General features: G+C 36.2%; 15 protein-coding genes. 10 read left to right on the top strand and 5 right to left on the bottom strand.

Features of this window, described 5'->3' with window-relative positions:
• Positions 1–11: 11 nt before the first annotated feature.
• From LIV57_RS00935 to LIV57_RS00920, 4 genes are all read right to left on the bottom strand, one after another.
• On the bottom strand, positions 12–860 hold the full coding sequence (locus tag LIV57_RS00935) for an ABC transporter permease (protein WP_110008470.1): 849 nt from the start codon (positions 858–860) through the stop codon (positions 12–14).
• Positions 861–1034: 174 nt separating this feature from the next.
• On the bottom strand, positions 1035–1898 hold the full coding sequence (gene rfbA / locus LIV57_RS00930; RefSeq protein ID WP_227941058.1) for a glucose-1-phosphate thymidylyltransferase RfbA: 864 nt from the start codon (positions 1896–1898) through the stop codon (positions 1035–1037).
• Between the two features lie 95 nt (positions 1899–1993).
• Positions 1994–3073 (bottom strand): dTDP-glucose 4,6-dehydratase, encoded by a 1080-nt coding sequence (gene rfbB, locus LIV57_RS00925; RefSeq protein WP_227941057.1) that lies wholly within the window; start codon positions 3071–3073, stop codon positions 1994–1996.
• Between the two features lie 4 nt (positions 3074–3077).
• A complete protein-coding gene (locus tag LIV57_RS00920; protein WP_227941056.1) occupies positions 3078–4391 on the bottom strand; it encodes a UDP-glucose dehydrogenase family protein in 1314 nt (437 codons plus the stop codon).
• A 213-nt stretch (positions 4392–4604) separates the two neighbouring features.
• Between LIV57_RS00920 and rimP the strand changes: the two genes are divergently transcribed.
• The 3 genes from rimP (at position 4605) to infB (ending at position 9370) form a co-directional block, all read left to right on the top strand.
• A complete protein-coding gene (rimP, locus tag LIV57_RS00915; protein WP_034691441.1) occupies positions 4605–5072 on the top strand; it encodes a ribosome assembly cofactor RimP in 468 nt (155 codons plus the stop codon).
• A gap of 16 nt (positions 5073–5088) precedes the next feature.
• On the top strand, positions 5089–6324 hold the full coding sequence (gene nusA / locus LIV57_RS00910; protein WP_002982960.1) for a transcription termination factor NusA: 1236 nt from the start codon (positions 5089–5091) through the stop codon (positions 6322–6324).
• A gap of 76 nt (positions 6325–6400) precedes the next feature.
• Positions 6401–9370 carry a translation initiation factor IF-2 gene (gene infB / locus LIV57_RS00905; protein WP_227941053.1) on the top strand — a complete coding sequence of 990 codons (2970 nt, stop codon included), beginning with the start codon at positions 6401–6403 and terminating at the stop codon, positions 9368–9370.
• A gap of 72 nt (positions 9371–9442) precedes the next feature.
• On the opposite strand, the gene LIV57_RS00900 is transcribed toward infB, so the two are convergent.
• Positions 9443–10123 (bottom strand): hypothetical protein, encoded by a 681-nt coding sequence (locus LIV57_RS00900; protein ID WP_227941052.1) that lies wholly within the window; start codon positions 10121–10123, stop codon positions 9443–9445.
• 399 nt (positions 10124–10522) lie between these two features.
• Here LIV57_RS00900 and LIV57_RS00895 point away from each other — a divergent pair, with 399 nt between their 5' ends.
• The 7 genes from LIV57_RS00895 to LIV57_RS00865 all read left to right on the top strand — a co-directional run bounded on the left by LIV57_RS00895 (position 10523) and on the right by LIV57_RS00865 (position 22534).
• On the top strand, positions 10523–13387 hold the full coding sequence (locus tag LIV57_RS00895; RefSeq protein ID WP_110008477.1) for a SusC/RagA family TonB-linked outer membrane protein: 2865 nt from the start codon (positions 10523–10525) through the stop codon (positions 13385–13387).
• A 12-nt stretch (positions 13388–13399) separates the two neighbouring features.
• Positions 13400–15040: a RagB/SusD family nutrient uptake outer membrane protein gene (locus tag LIV57_RS00890; RefSeq protein ID WP_227941051.1), complete on the top strand. Its 1641-nt coding sequence runs from the start codon at positions 13400–13402 to the stop codon at positions 15038–15040.
• 92 nt (positions 15041–15132) lie between these two features.
• Entirely contained in the window at positions 15133–17070 is a 1938-nt protein-coding gene (locus LIV57_RS00885) for a putative porin (protein WP_227941050.1), read from the top strand.
• A gap of 12 nt (positions 17071–17082) precedes the next feature.
• Positions 17083–18669, top strand: coding sequence for a bacillithiol biosynthesis cysteine-adding enzyme BshC (gene bshC / locus LIV57_RS00880; RefSeq protein WP_227941041.1), 1587 nt, complete (start codon positions 17083–17085; stop codon positions 18667–18669).
• A 38-nt stretch (positions 18670–18707) separates the two neighbouring features.
• Positions 18708–20672, top strand: coding sequence for a LysM peptidoglycan-binding domain-containing protein (locus LIV57_RS00875; protein WP_227941039.1), 1965 nt, complete (start codon positions 18708–18710; stop codon positions 20670–20672).
• A 70-nt stretch (positions 20673–20742) separates the two neighbouring features.
• Positions 20743–21618, top strand: coding sequence for an ACP S-malonyltransferase (fabD, locus tag LIV57_RS00870; protein ID WP_137904380.1), 876 nt, complete (start codon positions 20743–20745; stop codon positions 21616–21618).
• Positions 21619–21628: 10 nt separating this feature from the next.
• On the top strand, positions 21629–22534 hold the full coding sequence (locus LIV57_RS00865; RefSeq protein WP_227941037.1) for a GYDIA family GHMP kinase: 906 nt from the start codon (positions 21629–21631) through the stop codon (positions 22532–22534).
• Positions 22535–22621: the final 87 nt, after the last annotated feature.

The following is a 22621-nucleotide window of genomic DNA, read 5'->3' as shown; positions in this document are numbered from 1 at the left end:
TTAATAAATTTTTAAACTGTGTCCATGAAGGATTTTTCCACCTTGTTGAAAATGAAAGTACCTGTTACCAATAAAATAAGGATGATAAATGTACTGATAGTGAGCATTATTGGAGAAAAGTCCCCAACACCAAGCCAGGCATATTTAAAACATTCGAAAATCCCTGTTAAAGGATTGTAAAATGAAATGCTTTTAAAGAATCCCGGTAAAGCTGAGGTTGGATAAATAACTGGTGTTGCATACATATACAGACTCACTCCAAACCCCAACAACATACTTAAATCTTTATATTTTGTGGTTAACGCAGAAAATATCATTCCTACTCCCAATGCAAATAATGCCATTAGTAAAATTAAAAAGGGAGTTGCTAAGATCCAGATATTAGGATGAATCTGTCCTTTTGATAAATAATAACCCCAACCGATAATAAATAGGAGAAACTGTACTCCAAAACGCATCAGGTTAGAAATTACAATGGATAAAGGAGAAACCAGTCTTGGAAAATATACTTTGCCGAAAATATTTGCATTACCAACAAAAGTTGAAGATGTTCCTAATAAACAAGCTGAAAAATAATTCCAGAGGGTCACTCCTGCAAGGTAGAAAAGTAATGGTGGTGCTCCGTCAGTTGGAAGGTTGGCAATTCTTCCGAAAACAATTAAATAAACAATCGTCGTTAGAATTGGATTGATAAAAAACCAGATCGGACCTAAAATAGTCTGCTTAAAGCTGGATACAAAATCTCTTTTTACAAACATATAAACAAGATCTTTGTATCTCCAGACTTCTTTTAGCTTCAAGTCAAATAACGAATGATCAGCATCAATCGTTTCTGTCCACTTTTGTTGTGGTTCATTCATCTGTGTAAGTTTTTGCAAATTTATAATAATTAATTCTTACCGTATGTATTAGTTTATAAATTTTCATAGTCCATAAAACTAAAAATCAACAACTAATATATTGATATTTGTCGGCATGAGCAAAAACTATTGGCCATAAAGCCAATAGTCTATGAATTTTATAAATTATAATTGTTATTTTCTGATAAGTTGTTTCAGGTATTCACCGTATCCGCTTTTACCATATTTGGTAGCCGTTTCAAGCAGTTTCTCCTCATTAATGAATTTGTTTCTGAATGCAATTTCTTCGATGCAGCCGATTTTAAATCCTTGTCTTTTTTCGATAACACTTACAAATTCTGAAGCGTCATGAAGAGAATCAAAGGTCCCTGTGTCCAGCCATGCCGTTCCTCTGTTAAGAACAGCTACTTCAAGTTTTCCATTGCTTAAGTAAACATTGTTGATGTCTGTGATTTCCAGCTCACCTCTTGCAGAGGGCTTGATGTTTTTAGCGATTTCAACGACATTGTTATCATAAAAATACAGGCCGGGAACAGCGTAGTTTGACTTAGGGTTTAAAGGCTTTTCTTCAATGGAAACAGCTTTCAGGTTTTTGTCGAATTCTACTACACCATATCTTTCAGGGTCTGCTACGTGGTAAGCAAAAACAACTCCTCCCTGCGGATTGGTTTTGTTTTTCAATAAAGTTCCCATTTCGGAACCATAGAAAATATTATCTCCCAATACCAGTGCTGCGGGGTCGTTACCAATAAATTGCTCACCCAGAATAAAAGCTTGCGCTAAACCATCAGGGCTTGGCTGTACAACATATTCTATATTACAGCCGATTTGCGAGCCGTCGCCCAAAAGTTTGATGAAACCTTCCTGGTCATGTGGAGTGGTGATGATCAGAATATCCTTGATTCCTGCTAAAAGCAGTGTGGAAAGCGGATAGTAAATCATAGGTTTGTCATAAACAGGCATCAGCTGCTTGCTTACTGCAATGGTTAGAGGGTAAAGTCTTGTTCCGGAACCTCCGGCTAATATTATTCCTTTCATGTTTTGGTGCGTAAGACGCTTATTTCTTTTGTGTTGTGAGTTGAATTTCTGTGGAAGATAAAGAGTTCTATTGCTCTGTATCTCAAATAATATATTTAGCTGTATTGTTTGCTGTAATAATCCTGATAATTTCCGGAAGTTACATTCTCCAGCCATTCCTTATTTTCCAGATACCAATCGATGGTTTTTGCTAATCCTTCTTCAAAGGTAACTGAAGGTTTCCAGCCTAAATCTTTATTCAGTTTTGTTGCATCAATAGCGTAACGTTTGTCGTGACCTGGTCTGTCTTTTACAAAAGTGATCAGTTTTTCTGAATAACCTTCCGGTCTTTCCAGTTTGGCATCCATTTGTTTGATCAGTTCTTTGACAAGGTCAATATTCTGCCACTCGTTGAATCCTCCGATATTGTAAGTCTCACCGGTTTTTGCTTCTTTAAAGATCTGATGAATCGCCTTGGCATGGTCAATGACAAACAACCAGTCTCGGGTATATTTTCCGTCACCGTAAATAGGAAGTGGTTTCTCGTTGATGATATTCGAAATACAAAGAGGAATAAGCTTTTCAGGGAAATGATTCGGGCCGTAGTTGTTGGAACAGTTCGATACGATGAAAGGCATTCCATAGGTATTTCCATAAGCTCTTACCAAATGGTCAGAAGCTGCTTTGGATGCTGAATACGGAGATTGAGGGTCGTATGATGTGGTTTCTAAAAAGAAACCTGTTTCCCCTAAGCTTCCATATACTTCATCCGTGGAAATATGATAGAAAAGATTGTCTCTTTTTTCATCCGGGAATCTGCCGTGGGTATGATCAGGATTTAATGTCCAGAATTCCTTACAAAGGTTCAGAAGATTAGCGGTTCCGTTTACATTTGTATTGATAAATGCCATTGGATCTGTAATACTTCTGTCTACGTGGCTTTCTGCTGCTAAATGTACAACAGCATCCGGGTTATATTTTTCGAAAACTTTTCTAAGCTCTTCCGGTTTTGTAATATCTGCTTTTTCGAAAATATAATTCGGCTCATTTTCAATGTCCTTTAAGTTTTCCAGATTTCCGGCGTAGGTAAGAGCATCAAGATTGATGATCGTAGTATCCGGATTGTTTTTTACAAACTCTCTTACAACATGGGAGCCGATGAATCCGGCACCTCCTGTAATGATAATATTTTTCATTGATTTATTTTGTGATGGTCTTTCTTCCTATACTTTTATAATGAAATCCGTTCTGTTCAGGGATTTCCAGCGGGTACATATTTCTGCCGTCAAAAATGACTTTGTTTTTCATCTTTTTAGCCATCAGTTCAAAATTAGGATTTTTAAACTCCGGCCATTCTGTAGCAATAAACAGTGCATCTACATCTTCGAGTGCATCATACATTCCTTTGGCGTATTGTATTTTGTCGCCTAAAAGCTTCTGAACATTACTTTCTGCAACAGCGTCATAGGCTATTACCTCTGCACCTTTCTCCAATAGAAGAGCGATGTTGTCTAATGATGAGGCTTCTCTGATATCATCCGTATTGGCTTTGAAGGCAAGCCCCCACATAGCAATTTTCTTTCCTTCAATATTTCCTCCGAAATATTTTTCAATTTCAGATACTAAGATTACCTTCTGGGCTGTATTTACATTTTCCGTAGCTTCAAGGATCTGAAAATTAAAATCTTCCTGCTTTCCGGATTTTATAAGCGCTTTTACGTCTTTAGGAAAGCAGCTACCTCCATATCCGATTCCCGGGAATAAGAATCTGTGTCCGATTCTGTCATCACTACCCATTCCCAGTCTTACCTTATCTACATCTGCGCCCACTTTTTCACAATAGTTCGCAATCTCATTCATAAAGGTAATTTTTACTGCCAGAAATGAATTCGCGGCATATTTTGTAAGTTCTGAGGATTTCTCATCCATGAAAATGATGGGAATTCCGGTATTGGTAAAAGGCTGGTATATTTTAGACATGATGTCTTTGGCTCTTTCCGAACTTGCACCAACCACTACTCTTGAGGGATTCATTGAATCTTCAACCGCAAATCCTTCTCTTAAAAATTCGGGATTTGAAACAACATCAAAAGGGATATTTGTTTTTGCTGAGATGGTTTCTCTTACTCTGTCTGCAGTTCCTACAGGAACCGTACTTTTATTGACAATGACTTTGTATCCTGTTATCATTTCGCCAATATTATCAGCTACCTGAAGTACATAAGACAGATCTGCAGATCCGTCTTCTCCCGGAGGAGTAGGTAATGCCAGATAAATCACTTCGCTTTTGTCTAAAGCTTCTTTAAGGTTGGTCGTGAAAAATAATCTTTCAGACTGAATGTTTCTTAAAAACATTTCTTCAAGGTTCGGCTCATAGATGGGAACTATGCCGTTTTTCATACCTTCTACTTTTTTTTCATCAATATCAACACAGTATACTGAATTGCCAAGTTCTGCCAGAGTGGTTCCTGTAACCAAACCTACATAACCTGTTCCTACAATCGTTATATTCAAAATGTCTGTTTTTAAATTCTAAGACAAAAGTAATAAAAATCTTCTGACATATTCTTTTAATTTATTGTAAATGAATCTGGCGCTATTTACTTGATACTTAAGATTATTTTGCATTTTTAGAAAAAAAGCTTATATTTGCAATGGATTTACGGAAAAAATGGGAAGGCTTCGGAAGAAAGCCTTTTTTCGTACTGTAAATCAAGATAAAAATATATGGAGTTTAGAAAAAGAATTGAAGAATTATTAAATGAATTCCTTGAGACCAGAAAAGATCTGTTTCTTATTGATCTTAAAATTTCTGCAGGGGATGATATTACAGTGATTTTGGATGGTGATAACGGAGTTTCTTTGCAGGATTGTCTTGATGCAAGCCGCGCAATTGAATTCAATATGGATCGCGAAGAGCATGACTTCAGCCTTCAGGTGATGTCTGCAGGACTGAGCGAGCCATTATCCACACCAAGACAGTTCAGTAAAAACATTGGAAGAGAGATTGAGGTGATGCTGGAGGATTCTTCTAAAATTGAAGGAGAATTGTCAAAAGTAGACGATGAGAAGATCACACTTGTTCTACGTTACCGGAAACCGAAAGATATCGGAAAAGGAAAAGTAGATGTGGAGGAGGAGAAAGAAATTTCTTATCCTGAGATCAAAAAAGCATTAGTAGTAATTAAATTTTAAAAAGAAAAAAGAATAGATGGATAATATAGCGTTGATTGAATCCTTTGGTGATTTTAAAGACGAAAAAGGGATCAGTAAGATTGATCTTATGGCAATTATTGAAGATTCACTGAAAACTCTTTTAAGAAAGAGATTTGATTCAGATGATCATTTTGATGTGATTGTAAACCCGGATAAAGGAGATTTTCAGATATTTTTAAATAAAACAATTGTAGAGGACGAAATGTCTGAAGATGATGATTTGGAAATTGAAATTTCTGAAGCAAAGAAGATTGATCCTACCTTCGAAGTAGGTGAGGACTTTACAATGGAAATTCCTGTTGCACAGTTGGGAAGAAGAAATATTCTTACCCTTAAGCAGATTCTGGCTACAAAACTTCAGGAACACAATAATGCAATGCTGTACGAACAGTTCAGAGATAAAATTGGTGAAATTGTTGTAGGGGAAATCCACCACATCCGTCATAAGCACGTGATTCTGCTGGATGATGAAGGAAATGAATTTATTTTACCGAAAGAAAACCAGATCCCATCCGATTTCTTTAAAAAGGGTGAGAATATCAGAGCTATTGTTGAGACAGTAGATTTTAAAGGTTCTAAACCACAGATTATTATTTCCAGAACTGCACCTAAGTTCCTTGAGAAGTTATTAGAGCTGGAAATTCCTGAGATCCAGGACGGAACAATTATCCTGAAAAAGGTAGTGAGAATTCCTGGTGAAAAGGCGAAGATTGCAGTAGATGCTTATGATGACAGAATTGATCCGGTAGGAGCTTGTGTTGGAGTAAAAGGATCCAGAATTCATGGCGTTGTAAGAGAGTTGAGAAATGAAAACATCGATGTTATTCAGTGGTCTAAAAACCCTGAGATCTTGGTGAAGAGAGCATTAGGAAATGTTACTATTAACAAAATTGAAATCAATGAGGAGACCAACTATGCGTTGGTATATACTCCTGTTGAAGAAATTTCTAAAGTGATCGGAAAACAAGGTCAGAATATCAGACTGGCTTCTTGGTTGACAGGATATGAGATTGATGTATACAGAGAGTCCAGCGAGGATGATGATGTTGAATTGAAAGAATTTAACGATGATATCGAGCAGTGGATTTTGGATGAGTTTAAGAAAGTAGGACTTACGACTGCAAAATCAGTATTGGATAAAGAAACTGAAAGTCTTTTAAATATGGTTGACCTTGAAGAAGAAACTATTGAAGAGGTGAAACGTATTCTGAGAGAAGAATTTGAAGATTAAGATTTTAAATAAATTTTAATAAACAGTAAAAAAGAAATACTTTAATTTTAAAAATTAAAAACAGTAAATAATATAAATGCCAAAAATTAGATTAAATAAAGCGGTTAAGGAATTCAACATTTCGATGTCCAGATTAGTAGAGTTTTTACAGTCAAGGGGTTTCGAGGTTGAAAGCAATCCTAACGCTCAATTGGAAGAAGCGGCATATTCTGCATTGGAGGCTGAGTTTGCTAAAGACGGCGAACAAAGAAAGGCTTCCCATGAGGTGGTGATCACTAAAGTTCCGGAAGAAAAACTGGAAATTGAAGAAAAGAAAACCCCTGAAGTGATAAGAGCTAAAGCAAATAAACCAGAAACTAGAATTTTAGGTAAAATAGATTTGGAACCTAAGAAGCCTGAAGCTGAAGAGGCTCCTGCAGCTCCTGCAGTTCCTGTGGCTCCTGTTGCGACACCGGTTGAAGAAAAGAAAGAAGAAATCGTGAAAGAAGAACAACCGGAAGTTAAAGCAGCGCCTGAAAAGCAGGAATTTAAAGTTTTGGATAAAATTGATTTGTCTCAAATAGAATCTAGAAACAGACCTGTGAAAAAAGACAAACCAAAAATGGAGGAGAAAAAAGAAGAAGTTAAACCTGTGGAACCAGTAAAAGAAACTCCAAAACCAGTGGTTGCAGAGGAGAAAAAAGTGGAAACTCCAAAAGCAGAGGCTGAGCCTGAATCTCAGGAACCACAGAAAATTGAGACAGTATATCAAAAACTTGACGGTCCTAAAATCGTTGGGGAAAAGATTGACTTGACTCAGTTTGCGCCGAAGCCGGGTGCCGGAGCAAAAAAGAAAAGAAAGAGAATTGAAAAACCTGGTCAGAATAACCAACAAGGTCAGGGGAATAATCAAAACTCAGGAAATAATAACCAAGGTGGTCAGGGCCAGGGAAACCGTCAGAATAATAACGGTGGACAAGGCGGAAACCGTCAGGGTCAGGGAGGACAAGGAAACCGTCCTCAAGGTCAGGGTGGCCAGGGTGGAAACCGTTTTGGAAATAACCAGGGTGGTGGAAACCGTCAGGGTCAAGGTGGTGGCTTCAAAAAAGGAGGTCAGAACAACAGACCAGGGCAAAGAGTTATGCCAGTTGAATTAACTGACGAACAGGTTAAAAACCAGATCAAAGAAACATTAGAAAAACTTACTAATAAAGGAGGGAAATCTAAATCTGCAAAACACAGAAAGGACAAAAGAACTTTCCGTAGAGAGCAGGATGAGCGCCAGCAGGAGCTTGAAGCACAAGACAGAACTCTTAAAGTAACAGAATTCATCACAGTAGGTGAATTGGCAAGTTTGATGAATGTTTCTCCAACTGAAGTAATCTCTGCTTGTTTCTCATTAGGGGTAATGGTTACCATGAACCAGAGACTTGAAGCGGATACCTTATTATTAGTAGCAGATGAATTCGGTTATAAAATCGAATTCTCAGATGCTGATCTTGAAGATACAGATGCCGAAGATGAAGTGGATACTGAAGAAAGCTTATTGCAGAGAGCTCCTGTAGTTACTGTAATGGGACACGTTGACCACGGTAAAACTTCATTATTGGATTACATCAGAAAAACCAACGTAATTGCTGGTGAATCAGGAGGTATTACTCAGCATATCGGTGCTTATAATGTGAAACTGGAAAATGGTCAGAGAATTACATTCTTAGATACACCAGGTCACGAAGCCTTTACAGCGATGAGAGCAAGAGGGGCACAGATCACGGATATTGCAATTATCGTAATTGCTGCCGATGATGATGTAATGCCACAAACAAAAGAAGCAATTGCTCACGCACAGGCTGCAGGAGTACCAATGATTATTGCTATCAACAAAGTAGATAAGCCGAATGCAAACCCGGACAACATCCGTCAGCAGTTATCAGGATTAAATCCACCGGTTTTAGTAGAAGAATGGGGTGGGAATGTTCAGGCACAGGAGATCTCAGCTAAATTCGGTAATAACGTAGATGTATTGTTGGAAAAAGTTTTACTACAGGCTGAAATGCTTGAGTTGAAAGCAAATCCTGACCGTGCAGCAAACGGAGTTGTTATTGAGGCATCTTTAGATAAAGGTAGAGGTTATGTAGCAACAATGTTGGTACAGACCGGAACTTTAAGAGTCGGTGATTATGTAGTAGCAGGTAAAAATCACGGTAAAGTAAAAGCTTTGCTTGATGAAAGAGGTAAAAATCTAAAAGAAGCAGGGCCATCAATTCCTGCAACAATCTTAGGTTTGGACGGAGCGCCTACTGCAGGTGATAAATTCCGTGTATATGCTGATGAAAGTGAAGGTAAAGCTATTGCCAATAAGAGAGAACAGCTGCAGAGGGAATTATCGATCAGAACCAAGAAGCATACAACGCTTGAAGAATTGGGTAGACGTATTGCTTTAGGAGAATTCAAAGAATTGAACATTATCCTGAAAGGAGACGTGGATGGTTCTGTAGAAGCTCTTTCTGATCAGTTACAAAGATTATCAACAGAAGAAATCAGTGTGAAGATTCTTCACTCCGGTGTTGGACAGATCACTGAATCTGATATCAACTTAGCCGCAGCATCAGATGCCATTATCATTGGATTCAATGTAAGAGCAGGTGCCAATGCAAAAGAACTTGCCGATCGTGAGGAAATTGAGATCAGAACTTACTCTGTAATCTATAAAGCAATCGATGAAGTAAAAGAAGCGATGGAGGGAATGCTTTCTCCGGAAATTCAGGAACAGGTGATTGGTAATGTTGAAATCCGTGAAGTATTCAAGATTTCTAAAGTAGGAACAATTGCAGGTTGTATGGTTCTTACCGGAAAAGTAACAAGACAGTCAAAAGTACGTTTGCTAAGAGACGGTATTGTTAAATTTGACGGTGAACTTGAAAGTTTGAAACGTTTCAAAGATGATGTGAAGGAAGTAACAAAAGGTTACGAATGTGGTCTGAACCTTAAAGGTTATAATGATATTGAAATCGGAGATATTCTTGAAGTTTACGAAGAAGTAGCGGTTAAGAAAAAACTGAAATAATAAATAATTTAAGATAAAGAAAGCAGGCATCTCAGATGCCTGCTTTTTACTAATATAATAGTTATAAATAATCTAATTCTGGTTCAGAAAAGTCACAAGCTTTATTAAATCTTCATCCTTATCAAACTTTATTTTATTGGATTTAAAGAAACTGGCTAAGCTGTCTTTTTTATCTGGAAATTGGTTGATAATATCCTTTGGGTTTTTAGGTTTTTTGATAAAGCCGTTTTGTGTTTTGATGTAATATACAGGAGGTAATTTCCTGAAATTAGCTGGTCTTTCACTAGCATAAGAATTTGGCGCTGGTACAACATCTGTAAATTTAGTTTTGACTTTTTTGTACAGAGTGTTTTTTCCGTTGGCCAATTCAAAAAAATAGCCGTTGAGATCATCTGATGTGTCAACTAAAACTAATACTTGCTTAGGAGACAGAACTTCAATTCTTGAAAAATCAGTGGTTTTTGGAAGAACCTGAACTTGTCCGTTTTTCTTAAATTCGATTTCATCAGTGTAACTGTTATAACGTACGGGAAGCTGTTCATAATTAACAGCAATCTTTGCATCAGAAAATTCTTTACCAATATATGGTGAATCCCCTGAAATCTCATCATATTTAAATGTTTTACCTGTAGTCGAGTTGATGCCATCAAATACGGCTTGTGCTCCTGTAGCGCCGTTTACTGATAGTGTATTTTGTGCAAAGCTAAAACTGAAGCTAAATATGGCTATTGCTGTTAAAACTATTTTTTTCATGTTTAATTTTTTTTTAAGTTATAAATATATTACTTTTTAAAAGAAACCAGTGCTTTTTTGTCTTTTTAATCAGAGAAAGTGGTTGTGTTGAAAAAGATTGAAATTAATGATGTCGTTAATTAAAAAAATACCTATAAGCTTGAATATTAGTATTGTTTTAATTTAGATTCATTATAAATAATTATTTTTCTGTTGATTTTAAAGTGTTAAAAAGTAAATAATTTAGTTTCTAATTTAAAATGTAATAATTTTTTACAGCTAATATTGTGAATTATAATGTATGTGGTGGGTTTAGATTGACTTATCATGAATATATCTATGATTTGTGAATCTGAAAAATTTGCTAGTGTTAATATTTATTAACATATTTGCTCCTAAAATATATTAAAATTTGTTAATATGAATGTTAAATTACGTGTATTAACGGCTGGTGTTTTGTTTTTTACAGGACAGGCTGTATTTGCTCAGGAAAAAGACTCCAAGGATAAAAAAGACAAGGAGACAAAAATTGAGGAAGTAGTTGTCTTAGGATATAGTAAGACCGCTACAAAAGCAAAATCTACAACTTCTTCAGTAACTGTAGGTGCTGAAACCTTAGAAAACAGACCTAACATTTCTGTTCTGAATTCAATTCAGGGAACAGCACCAGGTATTGTGATTAACTCTGGATCTGGTTCTCCTGGTTCTGGTAAATTCAATATCTTGATTAGAGGTATGAGTTCTTTGAATGGTTCAAGAGATCCATTATACGTAGTAGATGGTGTTATCACTTCAGGTTCACAGTTCAGAAACTTAAACTCTTATGATATTGAGACATTCAGTATTCTGAAAGATGCACAAGCTACAGCAATTTACGGTAACAGAGCTGCAAACGGAGTTGTTGTAATTACAACAAAAGGAGGGAAATTTAATTCAGGACTGAAGATTTCTTATGATGCCCTGACTTCTTTCTCAATGATACCTAAGCCTGACTATAATATGTCTAGTGCTAAACAGCAGTTACAGATACAAAAAATTTACGGAGGTGGTTTTGCGGCAGATCAAGGCCTATCTCAGGAAGATATTGATAACTGGGCAATAGATACTGACTGGAGAAAGCAATTTACTCGTGTAGGTATTTCTCAGCAACATAATTTAGCGATTACAGGAGGTGGAGAAAATATAAACAACTTCTTATCTTTAGGTTATTTAGACAGTGAAGGTACTGTAAAATCTACCGATTTCAAGAGATTTACATTAAGAAACAACTTAAGTGGTAAGTCTAAAGATGGCAGATTAACTTTCGGTACAATTCTAGGTTTAGGATATTCCAAAAGAAATCAGCTAGATGATGAAGAAAATACAGGAATCAGCTCCAATGTAATCCAGAATGCATTATTTGGTAGCGTACTTTCTCCTTCTTATGTGGCTCCTAATCCATATTCTAATGGAGTAGAACTATTCAATGCTATTGGACAAAACAGTGCAGGAAACAGAGCTTGGATCCTTCAGGATAATATTAATGGAGGAGTTAGAAACAGATTTACTGAATTAAGTATTTCTGCTAATGCAAATGTAAATTATAAGATTACTGATTACCTAAGTGTAGGTAACAGAACTGGTATAGAATATAAAGAATACGAAAGAATCTTTGCAAGAGGTGCTCAGGGGTATTTATCTACAGCTGTAGCAGCGGGAGCTGGTGCTAAGTATGGAGGATCAGAAAGTTTTACAACAACTCAGGATCTGACATTTAACAGTATCACAAACATTACTTTCAATAAAACATTCGGTGACCATACTATTTCAGTTGCTGCTTACATGGATTATATTAAAGCTCATGTAAATACAAATACACAAACTCAAAATGGATTAAACCCATTACAATGGCAGTTTGGTGCTGGAACAGGATATATTCCATTTAATCCTGATACACCGAATATTTACAGACCTACTGTAGGAGCTTCAAAAGTAACTGCGGGTACTTTGGCTTACTTCGGTACTGTAGACTATGATTATAAAGATAAATATGGAGTAAGTGGAGTTATCAGAAGAGATGGATCATACCGTTTCTTACCTACTAACAGATGGGAAACTTTCTGGTCAGCAGCCGTAAGATGGAATATTGACAAAGAAGATTTCATGGCTGAGTCTGGATTCAGATTGCTTAAATTAAGAGCTTCTATTGGTACTACAGGTAACCAGAATTTAGGAGTTGCAGCTAATAACCAAAACCCTTTAGCATTACTTCCGAATAACTTCCTTGATTTATATTCAGGAATCTCTGGATATCAAAACTTATTGGGATATAATTTTGTGAATTTATCTAACCCTTATTTGAAATGGGAGCAGGTAAAACAAACAAATGTTGGGGTTGATTTCAACTATAAAGGTCTTGTAGAAGGTAGCTTTGACTACTATCAAAAAAGAACAACAAGAATGTTCAATACGTTGCAGAGATCAGCTGTTACAGGTACTTACGGTATTAGAGGGAATGACGGAATCCTTGATAACAAAGGGGTTGAAGGTCTAATCAGGGTTAATGCTATAAGAACAGAGAACACAAAACTATCTATCTTTGTTAACGGAGCTTACAACTCTAACAAAATCGTTTCTATGAGTAATGAAGATTTGTCAGGAGATGTTGTTAATGCTATTGGAGGTCCTGCTAGCCAGTATCAGCTATATCCATACGTAGGAGTAAACGCGGCAAATGGAAATATGCAATTCCTTGATATCAATGGAAATATTACAGAGAACCCACAACCTTCAGACAGAAGATTGACAGGGAAATCTCCATATGCTAAATTTACAGGAGGTTTTGGATTTAACTTCCAATACAAAGGATGGTTCCTTGATACATTATTCTCATACCAACAAGGAGGATATATTTATGACAATTTATACTCTTGGGTAATGAATCCTGATTATGCAGCTGCTAACATTAACGTATCTGCTAATTTATTAAATGCTTGGACTCCGGAAAATACTGGATCTGATGTACCTAACTTATTTGCTGATAACGCTGGTACAGATGGTTCTTCAGATAGATTCTTATATAAATCAGATTTCATAAGACTTAAGAATGTTTCTTTAGGATATTCATTTACTAAAGATCAGTTAGGAAAATTACCTGTTAAAGGTATTAAAGTGTTTGTTCAGGCTGAAAACCTATATACATGGAGCAGCTGGAAAGGATTTGACCCTGAGCCGGTTACTACGTACTCGTTAAATGTATATCCTAACCCTAAAACAGTTTCAGTTGGGTTAAATGTTGATTTTTAATAAAAAAGAATTATGAAAAGAATTATAAATACAGTTTTAATTTTAGCAACTTTATCAGCAACAGGATTTGCTTTAAATAGTTGCCAGGATGCACTAGATATTAAACAGGCGGGGGAATTGAAGCCTGAAGAAGTATTTACTAATGTATCAAATTTGAACGAAGCTTTAAATGGATCGGTATATGCTGTGTTTGATCCAATCGATGAAATATATTTTACTGCAGTTTTCACAGATGAAGTTAAGCCTGGAAGCGGTAGTGGTGGTCAGGAGTACGAACTACATAGATTTTTCCTTGATCCATCTACTCAAATTGTAGGAGGGGGATCAGTAAGTACTGGTTCAAGTGATGGAATCTGGCTTAACAATTACAAAGTAATTAACAGAGTTAACAGATTATTGGAAGGAGCTAAAAATATCACTCCTAGTTCTGGTGAAGTTGCTCAATATAACAGTATCATTGCACAGGCCAGAGCGATCAGAGCATTTTGCTATGTTCAATTGGAAACTTATTTTGCTCCTAATATGAAAGACCCTAACGGATTAGGTGTTATTCTTATAAAAGATGTTCCGGCAACTGATGCTAAATTACCAAGAGCTAAGAATCAGGATGTTTACGACCTTATTAATGCAGATTTAGATTATGCCAGAAGTATTTTAACATATTCTAATACTGCAGCTGCAAGATATACTGTTGGTAAAGGATTCGTTAACGCTCTTTCTGCTCGTTTCAATTTATATAGAGGGAATACTACATTAGCAAAGCAATATGCTCAGGATGTGATTAATAATTCTCCTATTTTGGATGCAGCAACAGGTTCTAAGTTAACTGTAGCCAATCCTATTGTAACTACTACATCACCTGCAATTGATTTAAGTACTGGTAGTACTTGGAGAAGTGAATTTTATGGAACTGCGTCTTCTTTCAACCCATACAGAAATCTATGGAATGACTCGTCAAGAGGAGAAATTATTTTCTCTTTGAACAGACTTCCTTTGGGTGCTGGTGCAACGATTGGATCTAGATGGAATACAAACCAATCTACAGTAAGTGGAGTACCAATGTGGTTCTTAGGTAGAAACTTATTCAATTTAATTTATACTCCTGCCGGACAACCTGATAAAGGAGATGTTAGAAGATATAATTACATTGATCCAACGTCAATTATACAGACAAACTACCAGAATGTTGACTCTAGAAATGATAGATTAGTTATTGATAAGTATCCTGGTAAAACAAGTACAGCAACGAGAAATGACCTTAAGGTATTCAGATTGTCAGAAATGTACTTTATTTTAGCAGAAGCAGAAGTAGCGGCAGGTAACTTAGCTTCCGCTCAAGCACTTATTCAACAGGTGAGAGTTGCAAGAAACTATTTAGGTACTGCAACAACTCCTGTGTATACTAATGCTCAATTTGCTTACGCTGATATCTTGAAAGAGCGTAGAATTGAACTTGCTTTAGAAGGACACAGATATATTGACTTAAAGAGACTTGCTGCAGTTGCAGGAGTAACAATGGATAGAAACATTAAAGATGATTTTATCACGTTACCATCTCTTAACTTACCAAATGATAGTTATAAGTATACATTACCTATACCTGTGCAAGAGACTTCTGCCAATCCAAATTGTCAGCAAAACCCTGGTTATTAATCATACAATAATCATTTGATATACAACCCCTGCTCAAAGCAGGGGTTTTTTATGTCCTTTTATTTCTTATTTTTGCTGTACAATAATGAATAATGAAGTACATCCTTTTCATACTCTTCTCTTTAGGTTTTATAGCCAAGGCTCAGGTCGTGAATAAAGCAGAGACAAAGCCTCAGTCCAAAAAAGAAGATACCCTTGTGATAGATTCCGGGAAAAAAGATTCCCTGAAAATTTTTAAGCCTACCATTAATGATTACCAATATCAGACTCAGTTTTCTGAAAAGAAAGTTTTTGATACCGTAATGACTTTTGATAAAACCTATATCTTTTCACAGCAAAATAATAAAGATAATTTTGGGAGAGTGCAGCCTGCCAACATTGGTGCAGGATTTAATCCTCTTGTATTTGAAGTAAATCCGGAAGAAAATCTTTCATTACTTCCTTCCAATAAATCTTACATGATCATTGGAGCCAATGATGTGAAATACTACGACGTAAAAACACCTACCGCATCATTCATTTATCATAATGCGATGCGAAACGGGGCCGCTTTAAAGTCTACCTATACTCAGAATATCGGAAAAAGATTCAACTTTGCTCTTGAATATATGGGACTTCGTTCTCAGGGACTTTACAGAAACTCGTTATCAGCAAACAACAATACGCTATTCTCAGGTCACTATGTTTCGAAAAGTGGAAATTATGAGCTTTTTGCCCATTATCTTCATCAGAATGTAAATAATCAGGAGAGTGGAGGGATTACCGAAGATAATCTGTTTCAGAGTGGCGACAGTAATTATAGCAACAGACAAAATGCGCAGGTAAATCTGGCCTCTTCAAGCTCACAGTTTTCTTACAGAAGATACTATCTGAGTCATCAGTTTACGCCATTCAATTCCGGGAAATTCCCTTTCAGTATAAGACATATTATTTCTCATCAGGGGAACAAATATTATTACAATCAAACTGCTGCAGAGCCATATTGGTATGATGATCCTTCTGAATTGGTGAATGGTTTTCCACTCACAACCAAAAAGTATTCTGAAAACTTCAGCAATACTGTAAGCCTGATCTTTAATAATGAAAAATTCAAGCTGGATGCTGGGGTACGTTATCAGATGATTAAATTAGGCATAAGAGATGTTGTTGCATTGAACGGTGTTTCTTTTCCTGGTGAACTGAAAGAAAACAGAATCGGAGCTGTAGGAAATCTGCAGGTAAAACTTTGGGACAAAATTCAATTGAATTCATTCCTGGAATTTTCAAACGGAAGCCAGTTTAAAAGTTATCTGAAAACAACCAATAATCTGAAGTTTGAACCAATCAAAGATTATTTCGTTAATGCAAAAGTAAACTTCCAGAGTGCCTATCCTTCTTTCAATTATTTATTAAATACTTCCGTTTATAACAATTTCAATTATTATCTTGAAGATGCGAAGAACCAGTCTGTAATGGAAGTAGGAGGAAGCATCAATCTGAAATGGTTCAAAACAGAGCTTTTCGCCAATTACTTCAGAATTGATAACTATACGTATTTTGATAGTAACGGAAGTCCGAAGCAAAGTAATAATTCTGTGAATATTTCTCAGATCGGAGGAGATGCCACATTCAGCTTCAATAAATTCCACCTGAATACAAGAGTGCATTTCCAGAATACTTTAACCAATAAAGAATTGCTTCCTTTACCAGGTTTTATCGGTAGGGCCAACTTCTTTTATCAGACACAGGCCTTTAAAAAAGCAGCAGAAATTCAGGCAGGGGTTAAAGTATATTATTTCTCTAAATTCGCTTCAAGAGAATATTTCCCGGTTCTTAATGAATACATTCTGCCAAGAGCAGATTCATTTTCAATTGGAGGACAGCCCATCGCCGATGTTTATATTAATATGAAGGTGAAGAAAATGTTCTTTTTCATAGAAGGACAGCAGATAGGAACGGTGATCTCCAACAACAAAGCATATGCATTTCCACATTACCCGGTGTATGATTTCAGATTGAATATCGGAATTGTGTGGTATTTGTTCAACTAAAAACTGTACAGGTTGAAAACAATTAATAAAATATCATTTAACGATATAGAAAGCATTCCTCAGCTGGTAAAAGATTTTTTACATCAGAAAATTGAGGGTTTTGAAAATAACACATTTTCCTTAGAACATTTCAGTCAGCAGATTCATCTAAAGAAAGATTCTTTCGCATCAGAGAAAAGAAGCATTTTAGCTGATGTGTTTGAGGGACAATTAGAAAACCTTTCTCTTTCCTCAAAGCAGAGAGAAAATCTTGAGAATCTTAAACTGCCTAACACATTTACGATAACAACAGGACATCAGCTGAACCTGTTTTCCGGACCTGTTTTTTTTGTATATAAAATTCTTCAGACGATAAAGACCTGCACCTATCTGAAAGACAATTTTCCCGATTTTAATTTTGTTCCGGTATATTGGATGGCTTCGGAGGATCATGATTTTGCAGAGATCAACCATTTTAAAACTGAAAATAACTATTACGAAACCAACGGGAAATCCGGCGGCCCGGTAGGACGAATTGAAATCAGTGATACCTATTTTATTTCTGAATTTGAAAAAGAATTTAAAGATTCTGTTTTCGGAACAGAGCTGATTTTAATGATGAAGGAAGCTTATAAAGCAGGAAACACCTTAACGGAAGCCATTAAGATTCTTGTCAACCGTCTTTTTTCAGAATTCGGACTTTTGATTCTGGATGGAGATTCTGTAGAACTTAAGAATCAGATGAAAACGATTTTTAAAGATGAGCTTCTGAACTTCAGTTTACAGAAAACTTCCAAAGACAAAGTAGATTTTCTTACTGAGAAATATGGAAAGGTTCAGGTAAATCCTCGTGAAATTAACCTTTTCTATCTTTCTGACACCAGAGACAGAATTGAATTTAATGGTCAGAAGTATATCATTGTGGATAAGACCATCCAGTTTACAGAAGAAGAGATTCTGGCTGAACTGGAAAATCATCCTGAAAAATTCAGTCCGAATGCATTAATGCGTCCGGTTTATCAGGAAAACGTACTTCCCAATCTGGCTTATATCGGTGGAAATGCCGAAATCATGTACTGGCTGGAACTGAAAGATTATTTCTCAAAAATCAATATTCCTTTTCCTATCCTGATTCCAAGAAATTCTATGCTTTTCCTGAAAGAAAAAACCTTAGGGAAAATAGAAAAGCTTGATCTTAAAATCGAAGATTTTTTCCAGAATTTTACGGTACTTACGAATCGGAAGATTTTAAAAGATAACTCTGTTCTACGATTGCTCGAAGAAAAAGAAGAAGTATTGATTAGTAATTTTTCTGCACTGAAAGCATCCGCGGAAACTACGGAGAGATCTTTCGGTAATATGGTGAAGGCAGAAGAAGTACGACAGCTGAAATCTTTTAAAAGAATGAAAAAACGACTGCTTCATGCAGAAAAAATAAAACAGAATGAATTGCTGGAAAGACTTGAAAATCTGTTTTTAGATGTTCATCCCGCAAAAACATGGCAGGAGAGGGTATATAACTTTAGTGTATTCTTTTCGGATTATGGCTATTCGTGGCTTGAAAATTGTTTGGAAGAAATGGTGGTTCAAGATTCAAAATTAATAATTGTTGCCATTTAATTTTAAAGAAGTATTTTTGTAAATTATAATTATCGAATATGATAAAGAGGTTTTTTATTCTATCCAGTTTATGTATGGTTTTGGGAGTTTCAGCCCAGAAATCACATACGGTTGTGCAAGGTGACAATCCTTACAACATTGCCAAAAAGTATGGAATGACTGTAGATGAATTGCTGAAGCTAAACCCAAAACATAAAGATGGCAAACTGGCGATCGGAGATGTTTTAACGATAAAATCAGAAAAAGCAGCCACTCCGGCTTTAACAAAAACAGCTCCGGCACAAAAAGTAACTTCAAATACAGGTGCTTCTTCTCTGGGTAAAATTGTTTTACTGCCAAAGCAAACAATCTATGGTATTACAAAACAATACAGAATTTCCGAAACTGATTTAAGAAAACTGAATCCTGAACTGGATTCTCACATGAAAATCGGAGACGAAATCACATTACCTCTTGCCAGTATTAAAAAATATGGTGGCGAGCAACAGGCTGTAACAGCAGAAAAGCACGTTGAAGCTCCTGTAGAAAAAGTAACAGCAACTGCTGCTACATCTGCTACCACTGCTGCTGCAGAAGGAGAATCTTATGTGATTCAGGCAAAAGATAATTATTACAGAATTACAAAACAGTTTGGCATCAGCCAGCAGGACCTTTATGCTTTAAATCCGGGATTGGAAGAAAAAGGACTGAAACCTGGTGATACCATAACAATAAAAAGATCCAATAACAATAATACTGATACTGTTGCTGAAACTTCAAATCCAAAAGCAAAAATGGATTCAGGCAACGAAAAATCAACCGCTGCTTCCACTGTTGCTGCAGGTGATGATTATGTTACCTACACAGTTCAGCAGGGAGATACAGTGTTCTCTATTGTTAATAAATTCGGTGTTTCTATTGATGAGCTTATTGCTCTTAACCCGGATCTTTCACATGGTTTGAAAACCGGAATGGTTTTAAAAATCAAAAAGCAGGATGCTGCATACATAAAGAAGAATGGTGATGCTTTAAGTGTTATTTTGATGCTTCCTTTCGGGTACAGCACCAATGAAACCCAGTACAGAGGAATGGCACTTGACTTTTTGACAGGAGCTAAACTCGCTATTGAAAGAAATGCAAGAGGAGGACAAAAACTGGATATTAAAGTAGTAGACTCAGGGAATGAAGCTTCGTTCAAAAACTCTTTGACGCAGATCAACCCTGATAATACAGATCTTATTATCGGACCTTTCTTCAAATCTAATGTAATAGATGTTCTTGATTTTACCAAAAATCAGAAAATCCCGATTGTAGCACCATTTGCCAACTCTCCGGAACTCTATAACTACAGTAACCTTATTATTGTAGAAACCAACAATCAGACCTATGCTGATAAGATTGTAGAAGAAGTAAAAGCAGTGTATTCAGATCAGAAAATATATATAGTGGCAGATGCTAAAAAAGAAGATGCCAACTATATTAAAGGCGGACTTGAAAAAGCTGTAAAAAATCCTAATATCATTATTGTTAATTCGTCGGCAGATATTCAGCCGGACCAGAATATGATGACAGGACAGTCTGCACCGGTTATTGCCATTTTAGCAAATGATGATAATACTGCAGGAGATGCTTTTGCCAACAGAATAATTGCGATGTCTAAAGAAGTTCAGGGAATAAAAGCCTTCAGTATGTTCTATTCTCCTGTTTTCGAGAAGAAAGTGGATGAGCTGAGCCAGGCAAGTCTTGTATATCTGATGGATAGAAAGATCAATACAGACGGAAGCTTTGAGAAAGAAATTCTGGCTGCTTATAAAAGCAAATACTGCAAAACTCCACCAAAATATGCTATTGTAGGTTTTGATGTGGTAAATGACATGTTAACCAGAGAGAATAAAAAAGGAGAGATCTTTAAACAAATGAATAAAGTTCAGACTCAGCTTGCGACCAAATTTGAGTTTGTAAAATCTAAAGCTAACGGTGCTTATGTAAATACAGGTTACAGAGTAATCAGGTTAGTACCATAAATGATTTATAGCACTTAAAACGAATATTGTTAACATTATAGTTATATTTGCATAATATTTAATTCAATACATGAAAGCACTTGTATTTCCAGGGCAGGGTTCTCAGTTCGTAGGAATGGGAAAAGAATTGTATGATTCTAGAAAAGATATTAAAGATCTGATGGAATCTGCCAATGAAATTTTAGGTTTCGACATTCTTTCCATTATGTTTAACGGTACGGATGCGGATCTTAAGAAAACAGAGGTTACCCAGCCTTCAATATTTATACATTCAGTAGCAGCATTAAAAGCCGTAAATGGTCTTGGTGCTGAAATGGTAGCAGGACACTCTTTGGGAGAGTTTTCAGCTTTGGTTGCCAACGGAGTTTTATCCTTTGATGACGGTTTGAAATTAGTTTCTGAAAGAGCGAAAGCGATGCAGGAAGCTTGTGACGCCAATCCAAGTTCTATGGCTGCAATCTTAGGATTAGACGATGCCAAGGTTGAAGAAATCTGTGCACAGATTAGCGGGGTTGTTGTTCCTGCCAACTATAACTGTCCGGGACAATTGGTTATTTCAGGGGAAACACCTGCAGTAGAAGAAGCTTGTATAAAGCTGAAAGAAGCAGGTGCTAAAAGAGCATTGCTGTTACCGGTAAACGGAGCTTTCCACTCACCATTGATGCAGCCTGCACAGGAAAGACTGGCAGCAGCTATCGAAAAGACAAAATTCAGAAAAGCAACAATTCCTGTATATCAGAATATCACGACAACAGCGGTAACCAATCCTGATGAGATCAAACAAAACCTGATCGCTCAGCTTACCGGTCCTGTAAAATGGACTCAGTCTGTTCAGAATATGATTAAAGATGGTGCCTCTAACTTTGTGGAAGTAGGACCAGGAAAAACCCTTCAGGGATTGATCAAAAAAATTGACGGATCTGTAGAAGCAACTTCTGCAATCTAAATAAAAAAATATGAGCGCGATTTTTTCACCGGGCAAGCTTATGCTTACTTCAGAATATTTCGCAATCGATGGAGCTCTTGTCTTAGCGGTACCTACCAGACTGGGACAAGAGTTTTTCTTTGAAGAAAAAGAAGATGGAAAATCTCTTATTCTTTGGGAAGCCTATCATCAGAATACATTATGGTTAAAAGCTGTCATTGATTATAAAAACTGGCAGATCTTAGAAACCAATATTCCGTCAAGCGCTGAATTTATTACCAAAACATTACAAAATGTTCAGCTGCTTTCTGACAGTAAATTCAAAACAAACCTTACTTATTATTTAAAAACAAACCTTCAGTTTCCTGCGGATTATGGGCTTGGGAGCAGTTCCACCCTGATGAATAACCTGGCAGAGTGGGCAGATATTGATCCTTTTCATCTTAATACAATTAGTTTAGGTGGCAGTGGATACGATATCGCTGTAGCCAAAGAAAAATCTGCAATCCTTTTCCAAAGCAAGCCTGAGATAAAATATGAGAAAGTAGATTTTAATCCGTCCTTTAAAAATGAACTGATTTTTATTCATTTAAATCAGAAGCAGGATAGTAGAGAAGGAATCAATTTTTACAAATCAAAAAAGAAGTCCCCGGAACTGGTTGATGAATTTTCGGATATCACAAAGAAAATAATGGTATGCAGTGAATTGGAAAAATTTTCTGAATTAATGATGATTCATGAACGAAAAATTGCCGATTTTCTTGAAATACTCACAGTTAAAGAAAAATTTTTCTCAGATTGCCCTTCATTTGTCAAAAGTTTAGGCGCATGGGGTGGAGATTTTGTGATGAGTGCCAAATTTGGGGACTATAAGAACTATTTTTGGGAGAAAGGTTTTACAACTGTTTTTGAATGGGAAAATATAATTGGTTTATAATCAATATATTACAATCCTGTTTTTTTATTTGCCATTCTGACTTATATCAGTATATTTAAACCACCTTTAACAAATAATTAATATTAT

This window comes from Chryseobacterium sp. X308 (genome assembly GCF_020733145.1).
Taxonomy (GTDB): domain Bacteria; phylum Bacteroidota; class Bacteroidia; order Flavobacteriales; family Weeksellaceae; genus Chryseobacterium; species Chryseobacterium cupriresistens.
This window is presented reverse-complemented; position numbering and strand designations above follow the sequence as displayed.